The following is a 16,557-nucleotide window of genomic DNA, read 5'->3' on the forward strand; positions in this document are numbered from 1 at the left end:
CGCCCGACAAGGTGTTCGAGGCCTCGGGTGTCGACGAAGCCACCTGCCTGCAGGTGGCGCGCACGATGGCCGAAAACCGGCCGAGCACCCTGGTCTGGTGTGTCGGCCACACGCAGCACACGATCGGCAACGCGATGGTGCGCGCCTCGTGCCTGCTGCAGTTGGCGCTCGGCAACATCGGCATGAGCGGCGGCGGTGCCAACATCTTCCGCGGCCACGACAACGTCCAGGGCGCGACCGACGTCGGCCCCAATCCGGACTCCCTGCCCGGGTACTACGGGCTTGCCGAAGGGTCCTTCAAGCACTTCGCCAACGTCTGGGGCGTCGACTTCGAGTGGATCAAGAAGCAGTACGCGCCGGGGATGATGACCAAGCCCGGCATGACGGTGTCGCGCTGGATCGACGGCGTGCTCGAGAAGAACGAGCTCATCGACCAGGATTCGAACCTGCGCGGGCTCGTCTTCTGGGGCCATGCGCCGAACTCGCAGAGTCGCGGCCTCGAGATGAAGCGGGCGATGGACAAGCTCGACCTGCTCGTCGTCGTCGACCCGTACCCGTCGGCCACCGCGGCGATGGCGGCGATGCCGGGCGCGCAGGGCGACCTGAACCCGAACCGCGCCGTCTACCTGCTGCCGGCGGCAACGCAGTTCGAGACGTCGGGCTCGGTGACGGCGTCGAACCGCTCGATCCAGTGGCGGGAGAAGGTCATCGAGCCGCTGTTCGAGTCGCGCACCGACCAGATGATCATGTACCAGCTGGCCCAGAAGCTCGGCTTCGACAAGGAGCTGATGGCCAGGACCAAGCTCGTCGCCGGCAAGGGCGGGATGATGGAGCCCGAGGTCGAGTCGATCCTGCGCGAGATCAACAAGAGCGTCTGGACGATCGGCTACACCGGGCAGTCGCCCGAGCGCCTGAAGGCGCACATGCGCAACATGAACGTCTTCGACGTCAAGACGCTGCGTGCCAAGGGGGGCATCGACAAGGAAACCGGCTACAAGCTCGACGGCGACTACTTCGGCCTGCCGTGGCCGTGCTGGGGCAACCCGGAGATGAAGCATCCGGGCTCGCCCAACCTGTACGACACGTCCAAGCACGTGATGGACGGCGGCGGCAACTTCCGCGCCAATTTCGGGGTCGAGCGCGAGGGCGCGAATCTGCTCGCCGAGGACGGCTCGCATTCGAAGGGCGCCGACATCACGACGGGCTATCCCGAGTTCGACCACGTCTTCCTCAAGAAGCTCGGCTGGTGGAACGAGCTCTCCGACGCGGAGAAGGCAGCCGCCGAAGGCAAGAACTGGAAGACGGATCCGTCGGGCGGGATCATCCGCGTCGTGATGACCAACCATGGCTGCCATCCTTTCGGCAATGCCAAGGCGAGGGCGGTGGTCTGGAATTTCCCCGACCCGGTGCCGCTGCACCGCGAGCCGCTGTACTCGACCCGGCCCGAACTCGTTGCCAAGTATCCGACGCACGACGACAAGAAGGCGTTCTGGCGCCTGCCGACGCTCTACAAGAGCGTGCAGGACAAGAACAAGGACATCGGCAAGCAGTTCCCGCTGATCATGAGCTCCGGCCGCCTGGTCGAGTACGAGGGCGGCGGCGAGGAGACGCGGTCCAACCCGTGGCTGGCCGAGCTGCAGCAGGAGATGTTCGTCGAGATCAACCCGGCCGCGGCCAACGATCGCGGCATCCGCAACGGCGAGGCGGTCTGGGTCAAGTCGCCGACGGGTGCGAAGCTCCTCGTCAAGGCGCTCGTCACGGAACGGGTCGATCGCGAAACGGTCTGGCTGCCGTTCCACTTTTCCGGCCGTTGGCAGGGTGTCGACATGCTGCCCTATTACCCGGGCGGCGCGGCGCCGATGATCCGCGGCGAGGCCGTCAACACGGCGACAACGTACGGCTACGACAGCGTGACGATGATGCAGGAGACCAAGACGACGGTCTGCCAGGTCGAACGGGCGGCTTAGGAGCACACATGGACCCCCACACTCACATTCGTTCGCTGCCCCCCGAGGGGGCGCTGTCCTCCTCTGGGGCGGCCCGACAGGAGGACACATGGCACGAATGAAATTCATCTGCGACGCCGAGCGTTGCATCGAGTGCAACGGCTGCGTCACGGCCTGCAAGCAGGAGAACGAGGTGCCCTGGGGCGTGAACCGGCGCCGCGTCGTGACGCTGAACGACGGCGTGCCGGGCGAGCGCAGCATCTCGGTGGCCTGCATGCACTGCTCCGACGCGCCCTGCATGGCGGTCTGCCCGGTCGACTGCTTCTACCGCACCCCAGAGGGCGTGGTGCTGCACGACAAGGACATCTGCATCGGCTGCGGCTACTGCTCGTACGCCTGCCCGTTCGGCGCACCGCAGTTCCCGACCAACGGCACCTTCGGCCTGCGCGGCAAGATGGACAAGTGCACCTTCTGCGCCGGGGGGCCCGAGGCCAACGGCAGCCAGGCCGAGTTCGAGAAGTACGGCCGCAACCGCCTCGCCGAAGGCAAGCTTCCCGCGTGCGCGGAGATGTGCTCGACCAAGGCGCTGCTCGGCGGCGACGGCGACGTGGTCGCCGACATCTTCCGCACCCGCGTTCTCAACCGGGGCAAGGGCAGCGAGGTCTGGGGCTGGGGCACTGCCTACGGCCGTCCGTCGCCCGGCAGCAAGCCCGGCGCGGCACCCGCGGAGCCGAAGAAGTCATGAGCCGCGTCCTCGCCGGGCTGTCCTCATCGCTCGTCGCGCTCCTTCTTGCCGGCTGCGGCGAGAGCGTGCAGACGATCCCCGTCGCCGGCGACAAGAAAGCCGATGCGCGCAGCTTTCAGATCACGGACAACGGCTACATCGCGCCGGGCTGGACGCCGGGAAATGAGAGCAGCTGGGATTCCCAGCTGAAGAAGCGGGCGCAGGCGCAGAACGATTTCGCGCCGCGCCAGTAGCGACTCTGGAGATCGCATGCGAAGCATGATTCGGCACGGGCTGGTGGGAGCGGCCCTCGCCGCGGCGATGTGCGCGTCGGTCGTGGCCCAGACTGGCAGCGCGCCGGCAGCTCCGGGTGCTGCTCCGGTCGCACCGGTCGCCACGCCGGCCCCGCCCATGGCCGATGGCGTACCCGATGCCGCCGCCCGGGCGGCCGTCCCGCCCGACCCGCAGGCCACCGACTCGAACGCCGTGCGGGCCCGCACCCAGCCCGGCAACAACGCGCCCTTCTGGCGTGGCGTCCGCGACTCGGCGCAAGCTCCGGGAACGGTCAACAACTGGCAGCGGGGCGAGCCCGGGGTCCTGGTCCAGAAGATGACCCAGTACCCGGGCACCCGCGTCACGACATCCGGCGAGGCGTGGCGGCAGATCCGCAACTGGTGGATCATTCCTTACGGCGGCGCGCTGCTCGTCATCGCCGTGCTGGCGATGGGGCTCTACTACTTCGCCAAAGGGCCGATGGGCGGCCACGAGCCGAACACGGGGCGGCTCATCGAGCGCTTCACCTACGTCGAGCGCGCTTCCCACTGGGTCAACGCGATCGCCTTCGTCGTCCTCGCCGTCTCCGGCATCGTGATGGCCTTCGGCAAGTTCTTCCTCCTGCCGTTGATGGGGGGCCTGCTGTTCGGCTGGCTGACCTGGGCCCTGAAGACCGCGCACAACTTCGCCGGGCCGCTGTTCGCCGTGTCGATGATCGTGCTCATCGTGACCTTCATCGGCAGCAACTGGCCGAGCCGCGCCGACTGGGCCTGGCTCAAGCGCGGCGGTGGCCTGTTCGGCGGCCACGAGCCTCCCTCGCACCGCTTCAACGCCGGCGAGAAGACCGTCTTCTGGCTCGGCGTCGTCATCCTGGGCAGCATCGTCGTCGTGTCGGGCCTCGTGCTCGACCAGCTCATCCCCGGCCTGGCGTACGTGCGCGAGGACATGCAGGTGGCCCACATCGTGCATGCGGTCAGCGCCGTGCTCATCATGGTCGTCTTCCTCGGCCACATCTACCTCGGCACGATCGGCATGCGCGGCTCGTACCAGGCCATGAAGACGGGCTATGTCGACGAGGGCTGGGCCCGCGAGCACCACGCCCTCTGGTACGACGACATCCAAGCCGGCAAGATCCCTGCCCAGCGCAGCGCACCGCGGCGCCCGGTCGAGCAGCCAGCGTCCTGATCGGAAGGAAAGCCATGCGTCACGCGTTCAGTCTCGCTCTCGTCCCGGCGCTGCTCGCGGCCGGCCTCGCCCTGCCGGCATCGGCCAAGCTGCCGCCGCTGAGCGACGAGGCCAAGGCCAAGGCAGCCGAGGCGGCCGCCCGCACGGCATGGACCGACAAGGTCGGTGCCTACAAGATGTGCCTGTCGATGGATCGCGCCGCCGAGGTGTATCGGACCAGCTCGAAATCCATAGGCAAGGACGCGCCCGCCCCGGTGGCCATGCCGCCTTGCGCCGACCCCGGCCCGTTCGTGCCGATCACGCCGCAGGCAGCCAAGCCGCTGGAGGCCTCGGGCGCGCACTCGCCTCCCGGCAACGCGGTCTCGCCCCCCAGCAACAACGCCACGTCCTCGGAAATCACGGGACCGCGCAAATAGCCGCTCCTGCCCTTCGCCTCACCTCCGCCAGCGCCCCACTGACCCGGCAGATCGGCGTCCGCGACGAATTCGGAGCCGAGCGCAGCATCTCGATTCCTGCCGAGCGCGCGCTGACGGTGTTCGTCGACAAGCGCGAGCTCGTGACCCTGATGACGCTCGGCGCCGCGCCCGAGCTCCTGGTCCTGGGCTACCTTCGCAACCAGCGCCTGGTCGACGGCATCGCCGACCTCGACTCGATCACCGTCGACTGGGACGTCAACGCCGCGGCGGTGCAGACGCGTGCCGGCATCGAGCGCTTCGACGAGAAGACGGCCAGGCGCGTCGTCACCACCGGCTGCGGCCAGGGCACCATGTTCGGCGACCTCATGGGCGACCTCGACCAGGTCCGCCTGCCGCCGGTGACCGAGCCTTCCGCGCGGCTGAGCCAGGCCGCGCTCTACGGCCTGCTCGACGCCATCCGGCGCCAGGAGAGCACCTACAAGTCGGCCGGCTCGGTGCACGGCTGCGCGCTCTTTCGCCAGGGCGAGCTGCTCACCTTCGTCGAGGACGTCGGCCGCCACAACGCCATCGACACCATCGCCGGGTGGATGTGGCTGCACGGGGTCGACGGCGCCGACAAGATCTTCTACACGACCGGTCGCCTGACCAGCGAGATGGTCATCAAGTCGGCGCAGATGGGCGTGCCCATCATCGTCTCGCGCAGCGGAATCACGCAGATGGGCCACGAGGTGGCGACCCGACTCGGCCTGGCCTTGTTCGGGCGCGCCACGAACCGCCATTTCCTCTGCTACTGCGGCTTCGAGCGCTTCGATGCACAGCCCGAGCCGGCCCGCGGCTGAGCCGCGGACGAGCGGGGACGCCGCCTGGCGCGCGATCCTCGAGCAGGCCAGCGAGCGTTACCGCGGCACCGATGCGCACGCCCTGCGCTTTGCGAGGGCCAAGCTGGGCCACGACCGCGTCTTCCGGCACGTCCTGGAGAAGGGCCTGGTCCCCGCCGGCGCCCACGTCGTCGATGCCGGCTGCGGCCAGGGGCTCTTCGCCAGCTTGCTGCGCGCTGCCGATGCCAGGGCCCGCACCGGCGGGTGGCCGGCGGCCTGGGCGGCGGCGCCGGTGGACGCGCACGTGACCGGCATCGACCTGCTCGACGCCGACCTCGCCCGCGCCCGCGCCGCCGTGGCCGACGGCGCCACCTTCGTGCATGCCGACATGCGCCGCTTCGACTTCCCGGCCTGCGACCGGGTCGCCTTCTTCGACACGCTGCATTACATCGCGCCGGAGGAACAGGACGCCGTGCTGGCGAAGGCGTGCGCCGCGCTGCGTCCCGGCGGCGCCCTGATCCTGCGCGTCCACGACGCCAGCGCCGGGGCGCGCTACCGATTCGGGCTCTGGGTCGATCGCGTCACCATGCTGCTGCACGGCGGCGGCTTCGGTCCACTGGCCGGCCGGCCGCTGTCCGGCTGGCGGTCGACGCTCGAGGCACTCGGGCTGAGCGTGCAATCGGCGCCGATGAACGGCCGCCCGCCCTTCGCCAACATGCTGATCGTGGCGAGCCGGCCCGGCGCCTGACGGGAAGCAGCGGCCTCAGACGAGGCCGTCGAACGGCAGCACGTCGACTTCCTCGCCGGCCTCGACGTTGCCCTGCTCGTGCCCCAGCACCACCAGGCCGTTCGCCTCGCTCATGCTGCGCAGAATCCCGGACCCCTGCGCGCCGGTGATGCGAACTTCGCTGCGGCCGTCCGGCCGCAGGCTGACGACGCCGCGCTGGTACTCGGTCCGCCCGGGGCGCTTGCGGATCGCAGCAACGCTGGCGGCACGCACCATCAGCACCGGCTCCGGCTCGGCACCGCTCATCGTCAGAAGGGCCTCGCGCACCAGCGCGTAGAACGTCACCATCACCGCCACGGGATTGCCGGGCAGGCCGAACAGCACCGCCGTGCGGCCGGCGCTCTCGATGCGGCCGATCGCCATCGGCCGGCCGGGCCGCATCGCGATGCGCCAGAAGAGCACGTCGCCGAGGCGGGCCATGACCAGCTTGGTGTGGTCGGCTTCGCCGACGCTGACACCGCCCGACGTGACCACGGCATGGGCGTCGCGCGCCGCGGCAGCGAAAGCCGCCTCCAGAGCGACGGGGTCGTCGCGGACCACGCCCAGGTCGACGAGGTCGACGCCGAGCCGCTGCAGCATGCCCCAGAGCGTGTATCGGTTGCTGTCGTAGACGCAGCCCGGCTCGAGCGCCTCGCCGACCGAGCGCAGCTCGTTGCCCGTCGAGAAGAAGGCGACGCGCAGGCGCCGGCGCACCGCCACCTCGGCATGGCCGAGCGACGCGAGCAGGCCGAGGTCGGCCGGGCGCAGGCGCCGGCCCGCCGTCAGCGCCGCCGCGCCGCGGGCGATGTCCTCGCCGGCCAGGCGGCGGTTGTCCCCCGGCTGCACGATGCGGGGCGGGATGCGGACGCGGTCGCCTTCGGCCTTCACGAATTCCTGCGGCACGACCGTGTCCAGGCCGGCCGGCATGACGGCACCGGTCATGATGCGGACGCACTGGCCCGCGCCGACGTTGCCCTCGAAGCGGCCGCCCGCGAAGCCGGCGCCGGCCACCTGCAGGACGGTCTCGGCATCGGCGGCGAGCTCGGCTCCGCGCAAGGCATAGCCGTCCATCGCCGAGTTGTCCTGCGCCGGCACGTCGATGGCGGAGATCGCGTCGCGGGCGAGGACGCGGCCGAGGGCCGAGCGCAAGGCGAGCATCTCGGTCGACTGCACCCGCGGCACCAGCTGGTCGATGAACGCCTTCGCCTGCGCGACCGGCAGCGCCTGCGGGTCGTAGCCGGCGATGCAGGAGGCGATCTCCTGCAGCGAGCGAGGCGCCGCGTCAGGCATCGCGCTGCAGCTGCTGGAGCTCGGCCGGGGTGTTGGCGTTGGCGAAGGCGTGCACGTCGTCGAACGCCACGGTGGCCGTGCGCAGCGTCGCGGTCCAGGCGTCGATCTTGCGCCGGCCGCCGGTGGTGAAGCGGACCAGGCTTTCGAGAACGTCCGTGTGCATCAGGCAGAACACCGGCTGCAGGCGCAACTCGCCGGCCTCGCGCGTCGCCGCCATCGCGACCTCCGCGTTCTCGGCCAGGAGCGCGTCGCCGAGGCGGGCGACGAGGTCCTCGGGAAAGAGGGGCGAGTCGCAGGGCACGGTCACGAGGTAGGGTGTCTCGCAGCGCTCGATCCCGGCCAGGAAGCCGGCCAGCGGCCCGGGGTAGTCGGGCAGGGCATCGGGCCACACCGGCACGCCCATCGACTCGTAGGCGGCAAGGTTGCGGTTGGCATTGATCATGATCTCGCCGACCTGCGGCGCCAGGCGCAGGAGGGCATGCATCGCCAGCGGCATGCCGCGATGGATCTGCAAGCCCTTGTCGATGCCGCCCATGCGGCTGCCGCGGCCGCCGGCCAGGATCAGGCCGGTGATCTCGTCCCTGTCGATCATTCGTTCACGCTGCTCTTCGCTGCCGAGAATAGCTCACGGCCAACCGCCGGCGAGCGGCGCGGGCGCCGCGGTCAGCGCCGCGGCCGGCGGTAGCGCCACCACGGCAGAACCTCGGTCAGCGACAGCACCTCGCCGCTGCGCAGCGGTTCGTAGCCGGGCAGGGCGAGCAGGGCCGCCCGCCACTCGGGCGAGCCGAGTGCCTCGCGCAGGCTCGCGACCGGCGCGCTGTCGAGGTGTTCGGCCAGCGTCGCCAGGTAGTAGCCCTCGCGCGCGAGCGGGATGAAGTCGAGACCCAGGGCCCGCGCCGCCGCCTCGATGCCGAAGGCGGCGTCGGCGCTGCCGCTCGACACGCTTTGCGCGACGGCGCGGTGCGAGGGCTCGACGCGGCTGAAGCCGGCGACGCCCGCCGCGTCGATGCCGGCCGCCCCGAGCAGCTCCTCGAGGACGATCCGCGTGCCGGTGCCGCGGGCCCGGTTGACGAAGCGAAGCCCGGGCCGGCACAGGTCGCCGAGGCGGTCGATGCCCAGCGGGTTGCCGGCCGCGACCATGAGCCCCTGGATGCGCGTGGCGAAGCCGATCAGCTTGTGCCGGCCGGGCTTGAGCATCGACCGGTAGACCCTGGCGGTCGGCGTGCCGCGGGCCGCGTCCGTCAGGGCGTGGAAGCCGGCGAGCACGCAGCGGCCGTCGTTGAGCGCGGCCAGGGCGGCGACGCTGCCGATGAACTGCAGGTCGAGGTGGAGCGCCTGCCGAGCCGCGACCCAGTCGCGCAGCAGCGGCAGGGCCTCGTCGTGGCTGGCCGCCATGGGAACCACTGCGACGCTGGCGTCGAAGGCGAGCGCGAACGCGCGCTCGAGCTCGCCGCGCAGGGCCGCGAGCTGCGGAGCGAGCCGGGCCTGCGCCTGCCGCTCGGCCCACAGCAGCCGCGACCCGAAGGCGCTCAGGCGCGCCGGCTGGCCCTTGGACCAGACCAGCAGCGGTTGCCCGAGCTCGCCTTCCCAGCGCTTCAGCTCGCCCCAGACGTGGCGATACGAAAGGCTTGCCGCGCGTGCTGCCGCCGAGATCGAGCCGCTGCGATGGATCGCCTCGAGCAGGTCCATCAGAGGGTGGCTCAGCTCACGGCCGCGTCCGGCCGCCTGTCGGGTCAGCGTGTAGGTGAGGTCGACCCTATGCATGTGCGTTCATATCGACCCGTGCGGCCCGGACACCCAGAATGCCGGCCGATGAAAGTCTGGCCATGAGCGCAGTGGCGGAAGGATTCACGACCGCGCTCCGTCTCATTGTCCATGCCGACCCGGCGCTGGTCCGGACGGTCCGGCTGTCCCTCGCCGTCAGCGGCAGTGCCTGCATCCTGGCCGCCGGCATCGGCCTGGCCGCCGGCGCATGGCTCGCCGTGGCTCGCTTCGCCGGCAAGCGCATCGTCCTGGTCGGGCTCGACACCCTGCTCGCGCTGCCCTCGGTGGTCGTCGGTCTGACCGTTTACCTGCTGCTGTCGCGCAGCGGCCCGCTCGGTTCGTGGGGCCTGCTGTTCACCCCGGCAGCGATGGTCATGGCCCAGACCATCCTCGTCCTGCCGATCGTCGCGGCGCTGGCGCGCCAGGTCGTCGCCGATGCGCTTCGCGACGGCGGCGAGCAGCTGCAGTCGATGGGCGCCGGGCCGCTGCTGCGCGCCGGGCTCCTGCTGTGGCACGAGCGCTGGGCCGTCGCCACCCTGATGCTCGTGGCCTTCGGCCGTGCCATCGCCGAGGTCGGCGCGGTGATGATCGTCGGCGGCAACATCGACGGCCTGACGCGGGTGATGACAACGGCCATCGCGCTCGAGACGAGCAAGGGCGACCTGCCGCTCGCGCTCGGCCTCGGCATCGTCCTGCTCGCTGTCGTGGCCTCTCTCAACATCGCCATCGCCCTGCTGCGCCGCGGCGGCCGGGGGCCGCGCCAGGAGCCGGCGTGAACGACAACGGCGGCACGCTGGTCGCGGTGCGCGACGCCTCGGTGTCGTTCGCCGGCGTGGCGGCGGTGCGGGCGGCGACGCTGGGCGTCGAAGCAGGCGAGGTGGTCGCGGTGATCGGCGCCAACGGCTCCGGGAAGACGACGCTGCTGCGCCTGCTTCACGGCACCGTCGCGCACAGCGGCGAGCGGCGGCTGTCGCGGCCGTCGCTCACGCAGGCGATGGTCTTCCAGCGGCCGTTCCTGCTGCGCCTGTCGGTCTGGAACAACCTGCGCGTGGCGCTGTGGCTCGCGCACCGGCGCATGGCGCCGGCGTTGCGCCGCGCGCGTGCCCGAGCGGCGCTGGTCCGGGTCGGCCTGCTGCCTTTGGGGGTTCGTCCGGCGCGCCTGCTCTCCGGCGGCGAGCAGCAGCGCCTGGCGCTGGCCCGTGGCTGGGCAGTCCGCCCCGACATCCTGTTCCTCGACGAGCCGACGGCCAACCTCGATCCGTCGGCGAAGAAGGAAGTCGAGGCGCTGCTCGCGACCTTCGCTGCCGACGGCATGACGCTCGTCATGAGCACGCACAACCTCGGCCAGGCCAGGCGGCTCGCGACTCGCATCGTCTACATGGACGAGGGCCGCATCGCGGCCGACCTGCCGACGGCGGAGTTCTTCGGCACCGGCGCGGAAGGCCGGGCCCGACGGTTCCTGAAGGGGGAGCTCGCTTGGTCCTTCGACGCCTGAGCCTCCTGCTGGCCGCAGCCGTGCCGATGCTGCTCGGGCCGAGCGCCTCCGCCGAAGACCGCTTCATCACGCTGGCCTCGACGACCAGCACCGAGCAGTCGGGGCTGTTCGCGCACTTGCTGCCGGCGTTCCGGCGCGCCACCGGCATCGACGTGCGCGTGGTCGCGGTCGGCACCGGGCAGGCGCTCGACATCGCGCGGCGCGGCGACGCCGACGTGGTCCTGGTCCATGACCGGCCCGCCGAGGACAAGCTGGTCGCCGAAGGCCACGGCATCGAGCGTCGCGATGTGATGTTCAACGACTTCGTCCTCGTCGGCCCGCGCGGCGATCCTGCCGGCGTGAAGGGCCGCGACGTCGTCGCCGCCCTGGCCCGGATCGCTGCCTTGCCCGCCGCCTTCGTCTCGCGCGGCGACCGGAGCGGCACCCACGCTGCCGAGCTGCGCTACTGGCGGGCGGCAGGCGTCGAGAACCCGGCGACGCGCTTCGCCGGCTACCGCGAGTGCGGCTGCGGCATGGGGCCGGCGCTCAACATCGCGTCCTCGCTGGATGCGTACTCGCTGGCCGACCGGGGCACCTGGCTCGGCTTCAGGAACCGCGGCGGCCTGGCGGTCTTGGTCGAGGGCGATTCGCGCCTCTTCAACGCGTACGGGGTGATCGTCGTCAACCCGGCCCGGCATCCGCATGCGAAGGCGGCGCTGGCGCGCGCGTTCGCCGACTGGATCGTCTCGCCGGGAGGCCAGGCCACGATCGCCGGGCACCGGATCGGCGGCGAGCAGCTCTTCTTTCCGAACGCCGCACGCTGACCCTACACCGGATCGGGCAGCGGCAGGTTGACGAGCAGGTTCTGCGCCTTGACGCGCACGGCCTGCTCGGCGTTCATGGCCAGGCCGAGGTAGACCGGCTTGCCGGCGAGGTCGGCACGCATGTCGGCCGGGTCGGTGAAGTCGAGGCGGAACAGGCCGACGATCCGGTGCAGGCGCGTCTCGTCGACCACCGTGCCGAGATAAAGGTCGTTGAGCAGCGCCGTCGCTTCGACGTCGAGCCCGATGTGCCAGGCCCAGGCGGGATCGTCGATGCGCTGCACCGGCCGGATCGTCGTGCCTACACCCAGGAAGTGCGCGATCCAGCGCTGCAGCACGCGGGCCAGCGCGGCGAGCCCGGACTGCGTGCGCGCCAGGGTGAACGTCAGGCCGTGGCCCACTTCGGACGTGACCTCGTGCGTGAGGTCGAGGACGAAGGCTCGTTCGCGCCCGTCGTCGCCCGGCTCCGGCGCGTTGTCGAGGTTGAGCACCGGCAGCGACGCGGCCGACGCGGCCGGGTCGGTCGGCGCGCGCAGGCTGCCCACCAGATCGAAGGCCGGCTCGCCGAGGCTGTCGAGGACTTCTCGGTCGGCGGCGAGGACGCGGCCAGCGCTGAACGTGATGCGCTGCACCCGGTAGAGCAGCTGCGCCGCGCGGCGCTCGAAGGGGTCCGCGCCAGCGTCGACGAGGCGGCGGACGATCGCCTCGATCGTGCGGTCGACGAACACCGGCGGCACCGTGACTCGACCGCTGCGGACCAGGGCGAGGTAAAACGCCTCGAGCGTGCCGGCCGCCAGCAAGGCGTCGCGGAAGTCCAGGAACATCGTGTAGTTGGCGCGGACGTCCTCGTCGTCGATGGCGTCCAGGAGCGGCGGCTCGACGGCGCGCCGCGGCGCCTCGCGCAGCGCTTCGTGCAGGCGCCGCTCCGCGGCCGAGGACTCGCCGACGATGGCCAGCTCCGGCAGGGCGAGGAAGGAGCTCAGGAAGGCATCGCCGGGAGGGGTCCAGCGCCCGGCGCTGTCGGCGTCGCCGCGCAAGGGGCTGGGGGGCGGGGCTTCGTCCATGGCCTGCCGATTATTTGCGCTTGCCCCGGCGGCGAAGGCGTCGCTTTCCCGCGCATAGACTCGGGCGATGAACGTCATCGGCTTCTGCGGCTACTCCGGATCGGGCAAGACGACCCTGATCGAGCAGCTCATCGTCCGCATGCGCCTGGCCGGCCAGCGCGTGTCCGTCGTCAAGCACGCCCACCACGACTTCGACATCGACCGCGAAGGCAAGGACTCGTGGCGACACCGGCAGGCCGGCGCCTTCGAGGTCGTCATCGCTTCCGACCGTCGGCTGGCCAAGATGCGCGAGTACGAGGTGCACGCGGCACCGACCGTGCACCAGCTCATCGCCGAGCTGAGCGACTGCGACTGGGTCCTCGTCGAAGGCTTCAAGCACGCGGCGCTGCCGAAGATCGAGGTCTGGCGCGCCGCGGCGGAAAAGCCGGCGCAGTATCTCGGTGACCCGTTCGTCATCGCGCTCGCCACCGACAGCGGCGACCGCCTGCCGGCGCCGACCGGGCTGCCGGTGCTCGACCTCAACCACGCCGACGAGATCGCCGACTTCGTTCTCGCCTCGGCGGGGCGCTGCGAGTACCTGCCGCCGCTCGATGCATCCCGGCCGCTCGGGGCCTCGGGCTGACGGAGGGCTGGCTCAGGCGATGCGGGCGAGGTCGCGCATCACCGTCGGTCCGACCCGGCGCTCGATCTCGGCCTGGAGCGGCCGGTTCCAGCCGAACAGGAACATCGCTTCGGCGACGACGAACATCGGGCCGACGAGCAGGCCGACGATGTCGTCGACGAAGGCCGGCTTCCTGCCTTCGTACCAGTGGCCGATGAACTGGATCACCCAGCCGACGACGAAGAAGCCGAGGGCCCAGGCTAGCCAGACCGGCAGGCTCGCATCCGCGACCCGGTGGCCCAGCCAGAGCAGGGCGCCAACGACCGCGCTGACGGCGAGGCCGAGCACGGCGTCGCCGCGGGTCAGGTACCAGGAGGCGACCATCACGAAGACGATCCAGCCGAGCGTCACGCTCAGCGAGCCGGCGGTGACGACGACGGGGCGCGCCAGCAGCACGCCGACGCCGAACACGATCATCGGCACGCCGATGAAGTGGCTGACGATGTTGCGCCGGTCGCGGTGGTATTCCGCGTACTGAGCAAGAAGATCGGTAGCAGTGCGCATGGCGTGGCCTCGATGCGGCAATGGCCGATCCTAGGACAAGTCGGCCGACCCTTCTGCCGCTCGGCCGGCGCAACGCCGGAACGCGGGGGGGCCGCTCCCTACAATCGCCGCTCCCTCATTCGGATCCTTCATGACCATCAAGAGCGACAAGTGGATCCGCCGCATGGCCGAGGCGCACGGCATGATCGAGCCCTTCGAGCCGGGCCAGGTCCGGCAGGACGCCGAAGGCCGGCGCATCGTCAGCTACGGCACCTCGAGCTACGGCTACGACATCCGGTGCGCGCCGGAATTCAAGGTCTTCACGAACATCTTCTCGACCGTCGTCGACCCGAAGAACTTCGACGAGAAGAGCTTCGTCGACATCAACGCCGACGTCTGCGTCATTCCGCCGAACAGCTTCGCCCTGGCCCGCACGCTCGAGTACTTCCGGATCCCGCGCAACGTCCTGACGATCTGCCTCGGCAAGAGCACCTACGCCCGCTGCGGGATCATCGTCAACGTGACGCCGTTCGAGCCCGAGTGGGAGGGCTACGTGACGCTCGAGTTCAGCAACACGACGCCGCTGCCGGCCAAGATCTACGCCGGCGAGGGCTGCGCCCAGGTGATCTTCTTCGAGAGCGACGAGGTCTGCGAGACGAGCTACAAGGACCGCGGCGGCAAGTACCAGGGCCAGCAGGGCGTGACGCTGCCCAAGACCTGACAGCCGGGCAGCCTCTCGGCCGACAGGCCGTGGCGCAGGCGGGTCCTACCATCCTTTCGAGTCAGCACGGGGAGACAGCGATGCGCATGGACGGCCAGGAAGGCAGCAGCAACGTCGAGGACGTTCGTGGCATGCGCGGCGGCGGTGGCGGCGGTTTCGGCGGCATCGGCGGCCGCAGCGTCGGCATCGGCGGCGTCGCGCTGGCGGTCATCGCCGGATGGATCTTCGGGATCAATCCGCTGACGATTCTCGGCATGATGGACGGCGGCGGGGGCGGCCAGGTCACGCAGCAGCAGCAGCAGCGGGGTCCGGCGCCGGCGCCGGCGGCGACCGATGCGCCGGCCCAGTTCGTGTCGCAGGTCCTGCGCAGCACCGAGGTCGTCTGGACCGACATCTTCCGCGAGAACGGGCGCACCTACACGCCGCCGAAGCTCGTCCTGTTCAAGGACGTGTGGCAGACCGGCTGCGGCGCCGGCCAGGCAGCGATGGGGCCCTTCTACTGCCCGGCCGACCAGAAGGTCTACATCGATCTGCGCTTCTACGACGTGATGGAGCGCAAGCTCGGCGCCAAGGGCGACTTCGCCCAGGCCTACGTCATCGCGCACGAGGTTGCGCACCACGTGCAGAACCAGCTCGGCGTGATGCAGCGCGCCGACGCCCTGCGCGCGCGCGGCGGCGAAGCGCAGGCCAATGCGGTCAGCGTCCGCGTCGAGCTGCAGGCCGACTGCTTCGCCGGGGTCTGGGCCGCCCGCTCGCAGAAGGCCAACGGCTGGCGCCTCGAGCCCGGCGACATCGAGGAGGGCCTGAACGCCGCCTCGCAGATCGGCGACGACACGCTGCAGCGCAAGTCGCAGGGGACGGTGGTGCCCGAAAGCTTCACGCACGGCACGAGCGCGCAGCGGGTCAGCTGGTTCCGGCGCGGCCTCGACACCGGCGACGCCGCGCGCTGCGACACCTTCCAGGCCAAGGACGGCTGACCTCGGCCATGTGAGCGGCGGTGGGAGTTGCCTGCGTGGCGGCCGGCGCGCGCCCCCTCGCGCTGGGCTGCGGCCTCAGTACGTGCCCGGCAGCAGGATCCGGTGGTCGACGTGCTGGATGTCGGTGTGGCCGCAGAAAGCCATCGTCAGCTCGAGCTCGCGGGCGATGATCTGGAGCGCCTTGGTTACGCCCGCTTCGCCCATCGCGCCCAGGCCATAGACGAACGAGCGGCCGATCAGCGTGCCGCGTGCGCCGAGGGCCCAGGCCTTGAGGACGTCCTGCCCCGAGCGGATGCCGCCGTCCATCCAGACCTCGATCCGCGAGCCGACCGCCTGCGCGATCGACGGCAGGGCGCTGATCGACGACGGCGCGCCGTCGAGCTGGCGCCCGCCGTGGTTGGAGACGACGATGGCGTCCGCGCCGCTGTCGACGGCCAGGCGCGCGTCCTCGACGTCGAGGATGCCCTTCAGCACGAGCTTGCCGCCCCATAGCTTCTTGACCCACTCCACGTCGGCCCAGCTAAGGCGTGGATCGAACTGCTCGGCGGTCCAGGCGCCCAGCGAGGACATGTCGCCGACGCCGGTGGCGTGGCCGACGATGTTGCCGAAGCTGCGCCGCTTCGTGCCCAGCATGCCCAGGCACCAGTGCGGCTTGGTCGCCAGGTTGATGAGGTTGGCGAGCGTGGGCTTGGGCGGCGCGGTGAGGCCGTTCTTCAGGTCCTTGTGGCGCTGGCCGAGGATCTGCAGGTCCAGCGTCAGCACCAGGGCGCTGCACTTCGCGGCGCGGGCCCGCTCGATGAGCCGCTCCATGAAGGGCCGGTCGCGCAGCATGTAGGGCTGGAACCAGAACGGCTTGGTCGTGTTGGCGGCGACGTCCTCGATCGAGCAGATGCTCATCATGCTGAGCGTGAAGGGAACGCCGAACTTCTCGGCCGCGCGCGCGGCGAGGATCTCGCCGTCGGCGTGCTGCATGCCGGTCAGGCCGACCGGCGCCAGGGCCACGGGCATGGCCACGTCGATGCCGACCATGCGGCTGCGGATGCTGCGCGTCTCCATGTCGACGGCGATCCGCTGGCGCAGCTTGATCGGCTGGAAGTCCGCCTCGTTGGCGCGGTACGTGCTCTCGGTCCACGAGCCCGAGTCGGCGTAGTCGTAGAACATCCGCGGCACGCGC

19 protein-coding genes are annotated in these 16,557 nt (G+C 70.8%); 13 read left to right on the forward strand and 6 right to left on the reverse strand.

Going from position 1 to position 16,557, the window contains the following annotated elements; all coding sequences use genetic code 11:
* The 7 genes from AC30N0_RS11990 to AC30N0_RS12020 form a co-directional block, all read left to right on the forward strand.
* Nucleotides 1–1,967: formate dehydrogenase subunit alpha (locus AC30N0_RS11990; RefSeq protein ID WP_489518140.1), on the forward strand; the 1,967-nt coding region annotated here is incomplete at its 5' end.
* Nucleotides 1,968–2,055: 88 nt separating this feature from the next.
* Entirely contained in the window at nucleotides 2,056–2,691 is a 636-nt protein-coding gene (gene fdh3B / locus AC30N0_RS11995; protein ID WP_489518141.1) for a formate dehydrogenase FDH3 subunit beta, read from the forward strand.
* Nucleotides 2,688–2,924: a hypothetical protein gene (locus AC30N0_RS12000; RefSeq protein ID WP_489518142.1), complete on the forward strand. Its 237-nt coding sequence runs from the start codon at nucleotides 2,688–2,690 to the stop codon at nucleotides 2,922–2,924. Before fdh3B ends, AC30N0_RS12000 begins: the two co-directional genes overlap by 4 nt.
* A 40-nt stretch (nucleotides 2,925–2,964) precedes the next feature.
* On the forward strand, nucleotides 2,965–4,128 hold the full coding sequence (locus AC30N0_RS12005) for a formate dehydrogenase subunit gamma (protein WP_489518156.1): 1,164 nt from the start codon (nucleotides 2,965–2,967) through the stop codon (nucleotides 4,126–4,128).
* A 14-nt stretch (nucleotides 4,129–4,142) separates the two neighbouring features.
* A complete protein-coding gene (locus AC30N0_RS12010) occupies nucleotides 4,143–4,544 on the forward strand; it encodes a hypothetical protein (RefSeq protein WP_489518143.1) in 402 nt (133 codons plus the stop codon).
* Nucleotides 4,541–5,383 (forward strand): formate dehydrogenase accessory sulfurtransferase FdhD, encoded by an 843-nt coding sequence (locus tag AC30N0_RS12015; protein ID WP_489518157.1) that lies wholly within the window; start codon nucleotides 4,541–4,543, stop codon nucleotides 5,381–5,383. The genes AC30N0_RS12010 and AC30N0_RS12015 overlap by 4 nt, the downstream gene beginning before the upstream one ends.
* A complete protein-coding gene (locus AC30N0_RS12020; protein WP_489518144.1) occupies nucleotides 5,355–6,110 on the forward strand; it encodes an SAM-dependent methyltransferase in 756 nt (251 codons plus the stop codon). Before AC30N0_RS12015 ends, AC30N0_RS12020 begins: the two co-directional genes overlap by 29 nt.
* Nucleotides 6,111–6,125: 15 nt before the next feature.
* Here AC30N0_RS12020 and moeA read toward each other — a convergent pair whose 3' ends face one another.
* From moeA to AC30N0_RS12035, 3 genes are all read right to left on the reverse strand, one after another.
* A complete protein-coding gene (gene moeA, locus AC30N0_RS12025) occupies nucleotides 6,126–7,418 on the reverse strand; it encodes a molybdopterin molybdotransferase MoeA (RefSeq protein WP_489518145.1) in 1,293 nt (430 codons plus the stop codon).
* A complete protein-coding gene (gene mobA / locus AC30N0_RS12030; protein WP_489518146.1) occupies nucleotides 7,411–8,010 on the reverse strand; it encodes a molybdenum cofactor guanylyltransferase MobA in 600 nt (199 codons plus the stop codon). The genes moeA and mobA overlap by 8 nt, the downstream gene beginning before the upstream one ends.
* Before the next feature lie 71 nt (nucleotides 8,011–8,081).
* Nucleotides 8,082–9,182: a substrate-binding domain-containing protein gene (locus AC30N0_RS12035; RefSeq protein WP_489518147.1), complete on the reverse strand. Its 1,101-nt coding sequence runs from the start codon at nucleotides 9,180–9,182 to the stop codon at nucleotides 8,082–8,084.
* A 62-nt stretch (nucleotides 9,183–9,244) separates the two neighbouring features.
* Between AC30N0_RS12035 and AC30N0_RS12040 the strand changes: the two genes are divergently transcribed.
* Genes AC30N0_RS12040 through AC30N0_RS12050 form a run of 3 tightly spaced genes read left to right on the forward strand, consistent with a single transcriptional unit; the run spans nucleotide 9,245 to nucleotide 11,480 of the window.
* Nucleotides 9,245–9,958: an ABC transporter permease gene (locus AC30N0_RS12040; RefSeq protein WP_489518148.1), complete on the forward strand. Its 714-nt coding sequence runs from the start codon at nucleotides 9,245–9,247 to the stop codon at nucleotides 9,956–9,958.
* Nucleotides 9,955–10,677, forward strand: a complete 723-nt coding sequence (locus AC30N0_RS12045) for an ATP-binding cassette domain-containing protein (protein WP_489518149.1) — start codon at nucleotides 9,955–9,957, stop codon at nucleotides 10,675–10,677. Before AC30N0_RS12040 ends, AC30N0_RS12045 begins: the two co-directional genes overlap by 4 nt.
* A gap of 26 nt (nucleotides 10,678–10,703) precedes the next feature.
* Complete coding sequence (locus AC30N0_RS12050; RefSeq protein ID WP_489518158.1) at nucleotides 10,704–11,480, forward strand: ABC transporter substrate-binding protein; 777 nt, start codon at nucleotides 10,704–10,706, stop codon at nucleotides 11,478–11,480.
* Nucleotides 11,481–11,482: 2 nt separating this feature from the next.
* Here AC30N0_RS12050 and AC30N0_RS12055 read toward each other — a convergent pair whose 3' ends face one another.
* Nucleotides 11,483–12,541: a DUF6352 family protein gene (locus tag AC30N0_RS12055; protein WP_489518150.1), complete on the reverse strand. Its 1,059-nt coding sequence runs from the start codon at nucleotides 12,539–12,541 to the stop codon at nucleotides 11,483–11,485.
* A 67-nt stretch (nucleotides 12,542–12,608) separates the two neighbouring features.
* Here AC30N0_RS12055 and mobB point away from each other — a divergent pair, with 67 nt between their 5' ends.
* Nucleotides 12,609–13,163, forward strand: coding sequence for a molybdopterin-guanine dinucleotide biosynthesis protein B (gene mobB, locus AC30N0_RS12060; RefSeq protein ID WP_489518151.1), 555 nt, complete (start codon nucleotides 12,609–12,611; stop codon nucleotides 13,161–13,163).
* Nucleotides 13,164–13,175: 12 nt separating this feature from the next.
* On the opposite strand, the gene AC30N0_RS12065 is transcribed toward mobB, so the two are convergent.
* The gene (locus tag AC30N0_RS12065; protein ID WP_489518152.1) at nucleotides 13,176–13,706 is read right to left on the reverse strand and encodes an Mpo1 family 2-hydroxy fatty acid dioxygenase; all 531 of its coding nucleotides are present in this window, start codon (nucleotides 13,704–13,706) and stop codon (nucleotides 13,176–13,178) included.
* Nucleotides 13,707–13,836: 130 nt separating this feature from the next.
* Here AC30N0_RS12065 and dcd point away from each other — a divergent pair, with 130 nt between their 5' ends.
* Entirely contained in the window at nucleotides 13,837–14,406 is a 570-nt protein-coding gene (gene dcd, locus AC30N0_RS12070) for a dCTP deaminase (RefSeq protein WP_489518153.1), read from the forward strand.
* 80 nt (nucleotides 14,407–14,486) lie between these two features.
* On the forward strand, nucleotides 14,487–15,383 hold the full coding sequence (gene ypfJ / locus AC30N0_RS12075; RefSeq protein ID WP_489518154.1) for a KPN_02809 family neutral zinc metallopeptidase: 897 nt from the start codon (nucleotides 14,487–14,489) through the stop codon (nucleotides 15,381–15,383).
* A 75-nt stretch (nucleotides 15,384–15,458) separates the two neighbouring features.
* Here ypfJ and AC30N0_RS12080 read toward each other — a convergent pair.
* Nucleotides 15,459–16,557 (reverse strand): alpha-hydroxy acid oxidase (locus tag AC30N0_RS12080; protein WP_489518155.1); only part of this gene is annotated, 1,099 nt, incomplete at its 5' end.

The organism is Rhizobacter sp. (genome assembly GCF_031412495.1).
Lineage (GTDB): Bacteria > Pseudomonadota > Gammaproteobacteria > Burkholderiales > Burkholderiaceae_C > Schlegelella_A.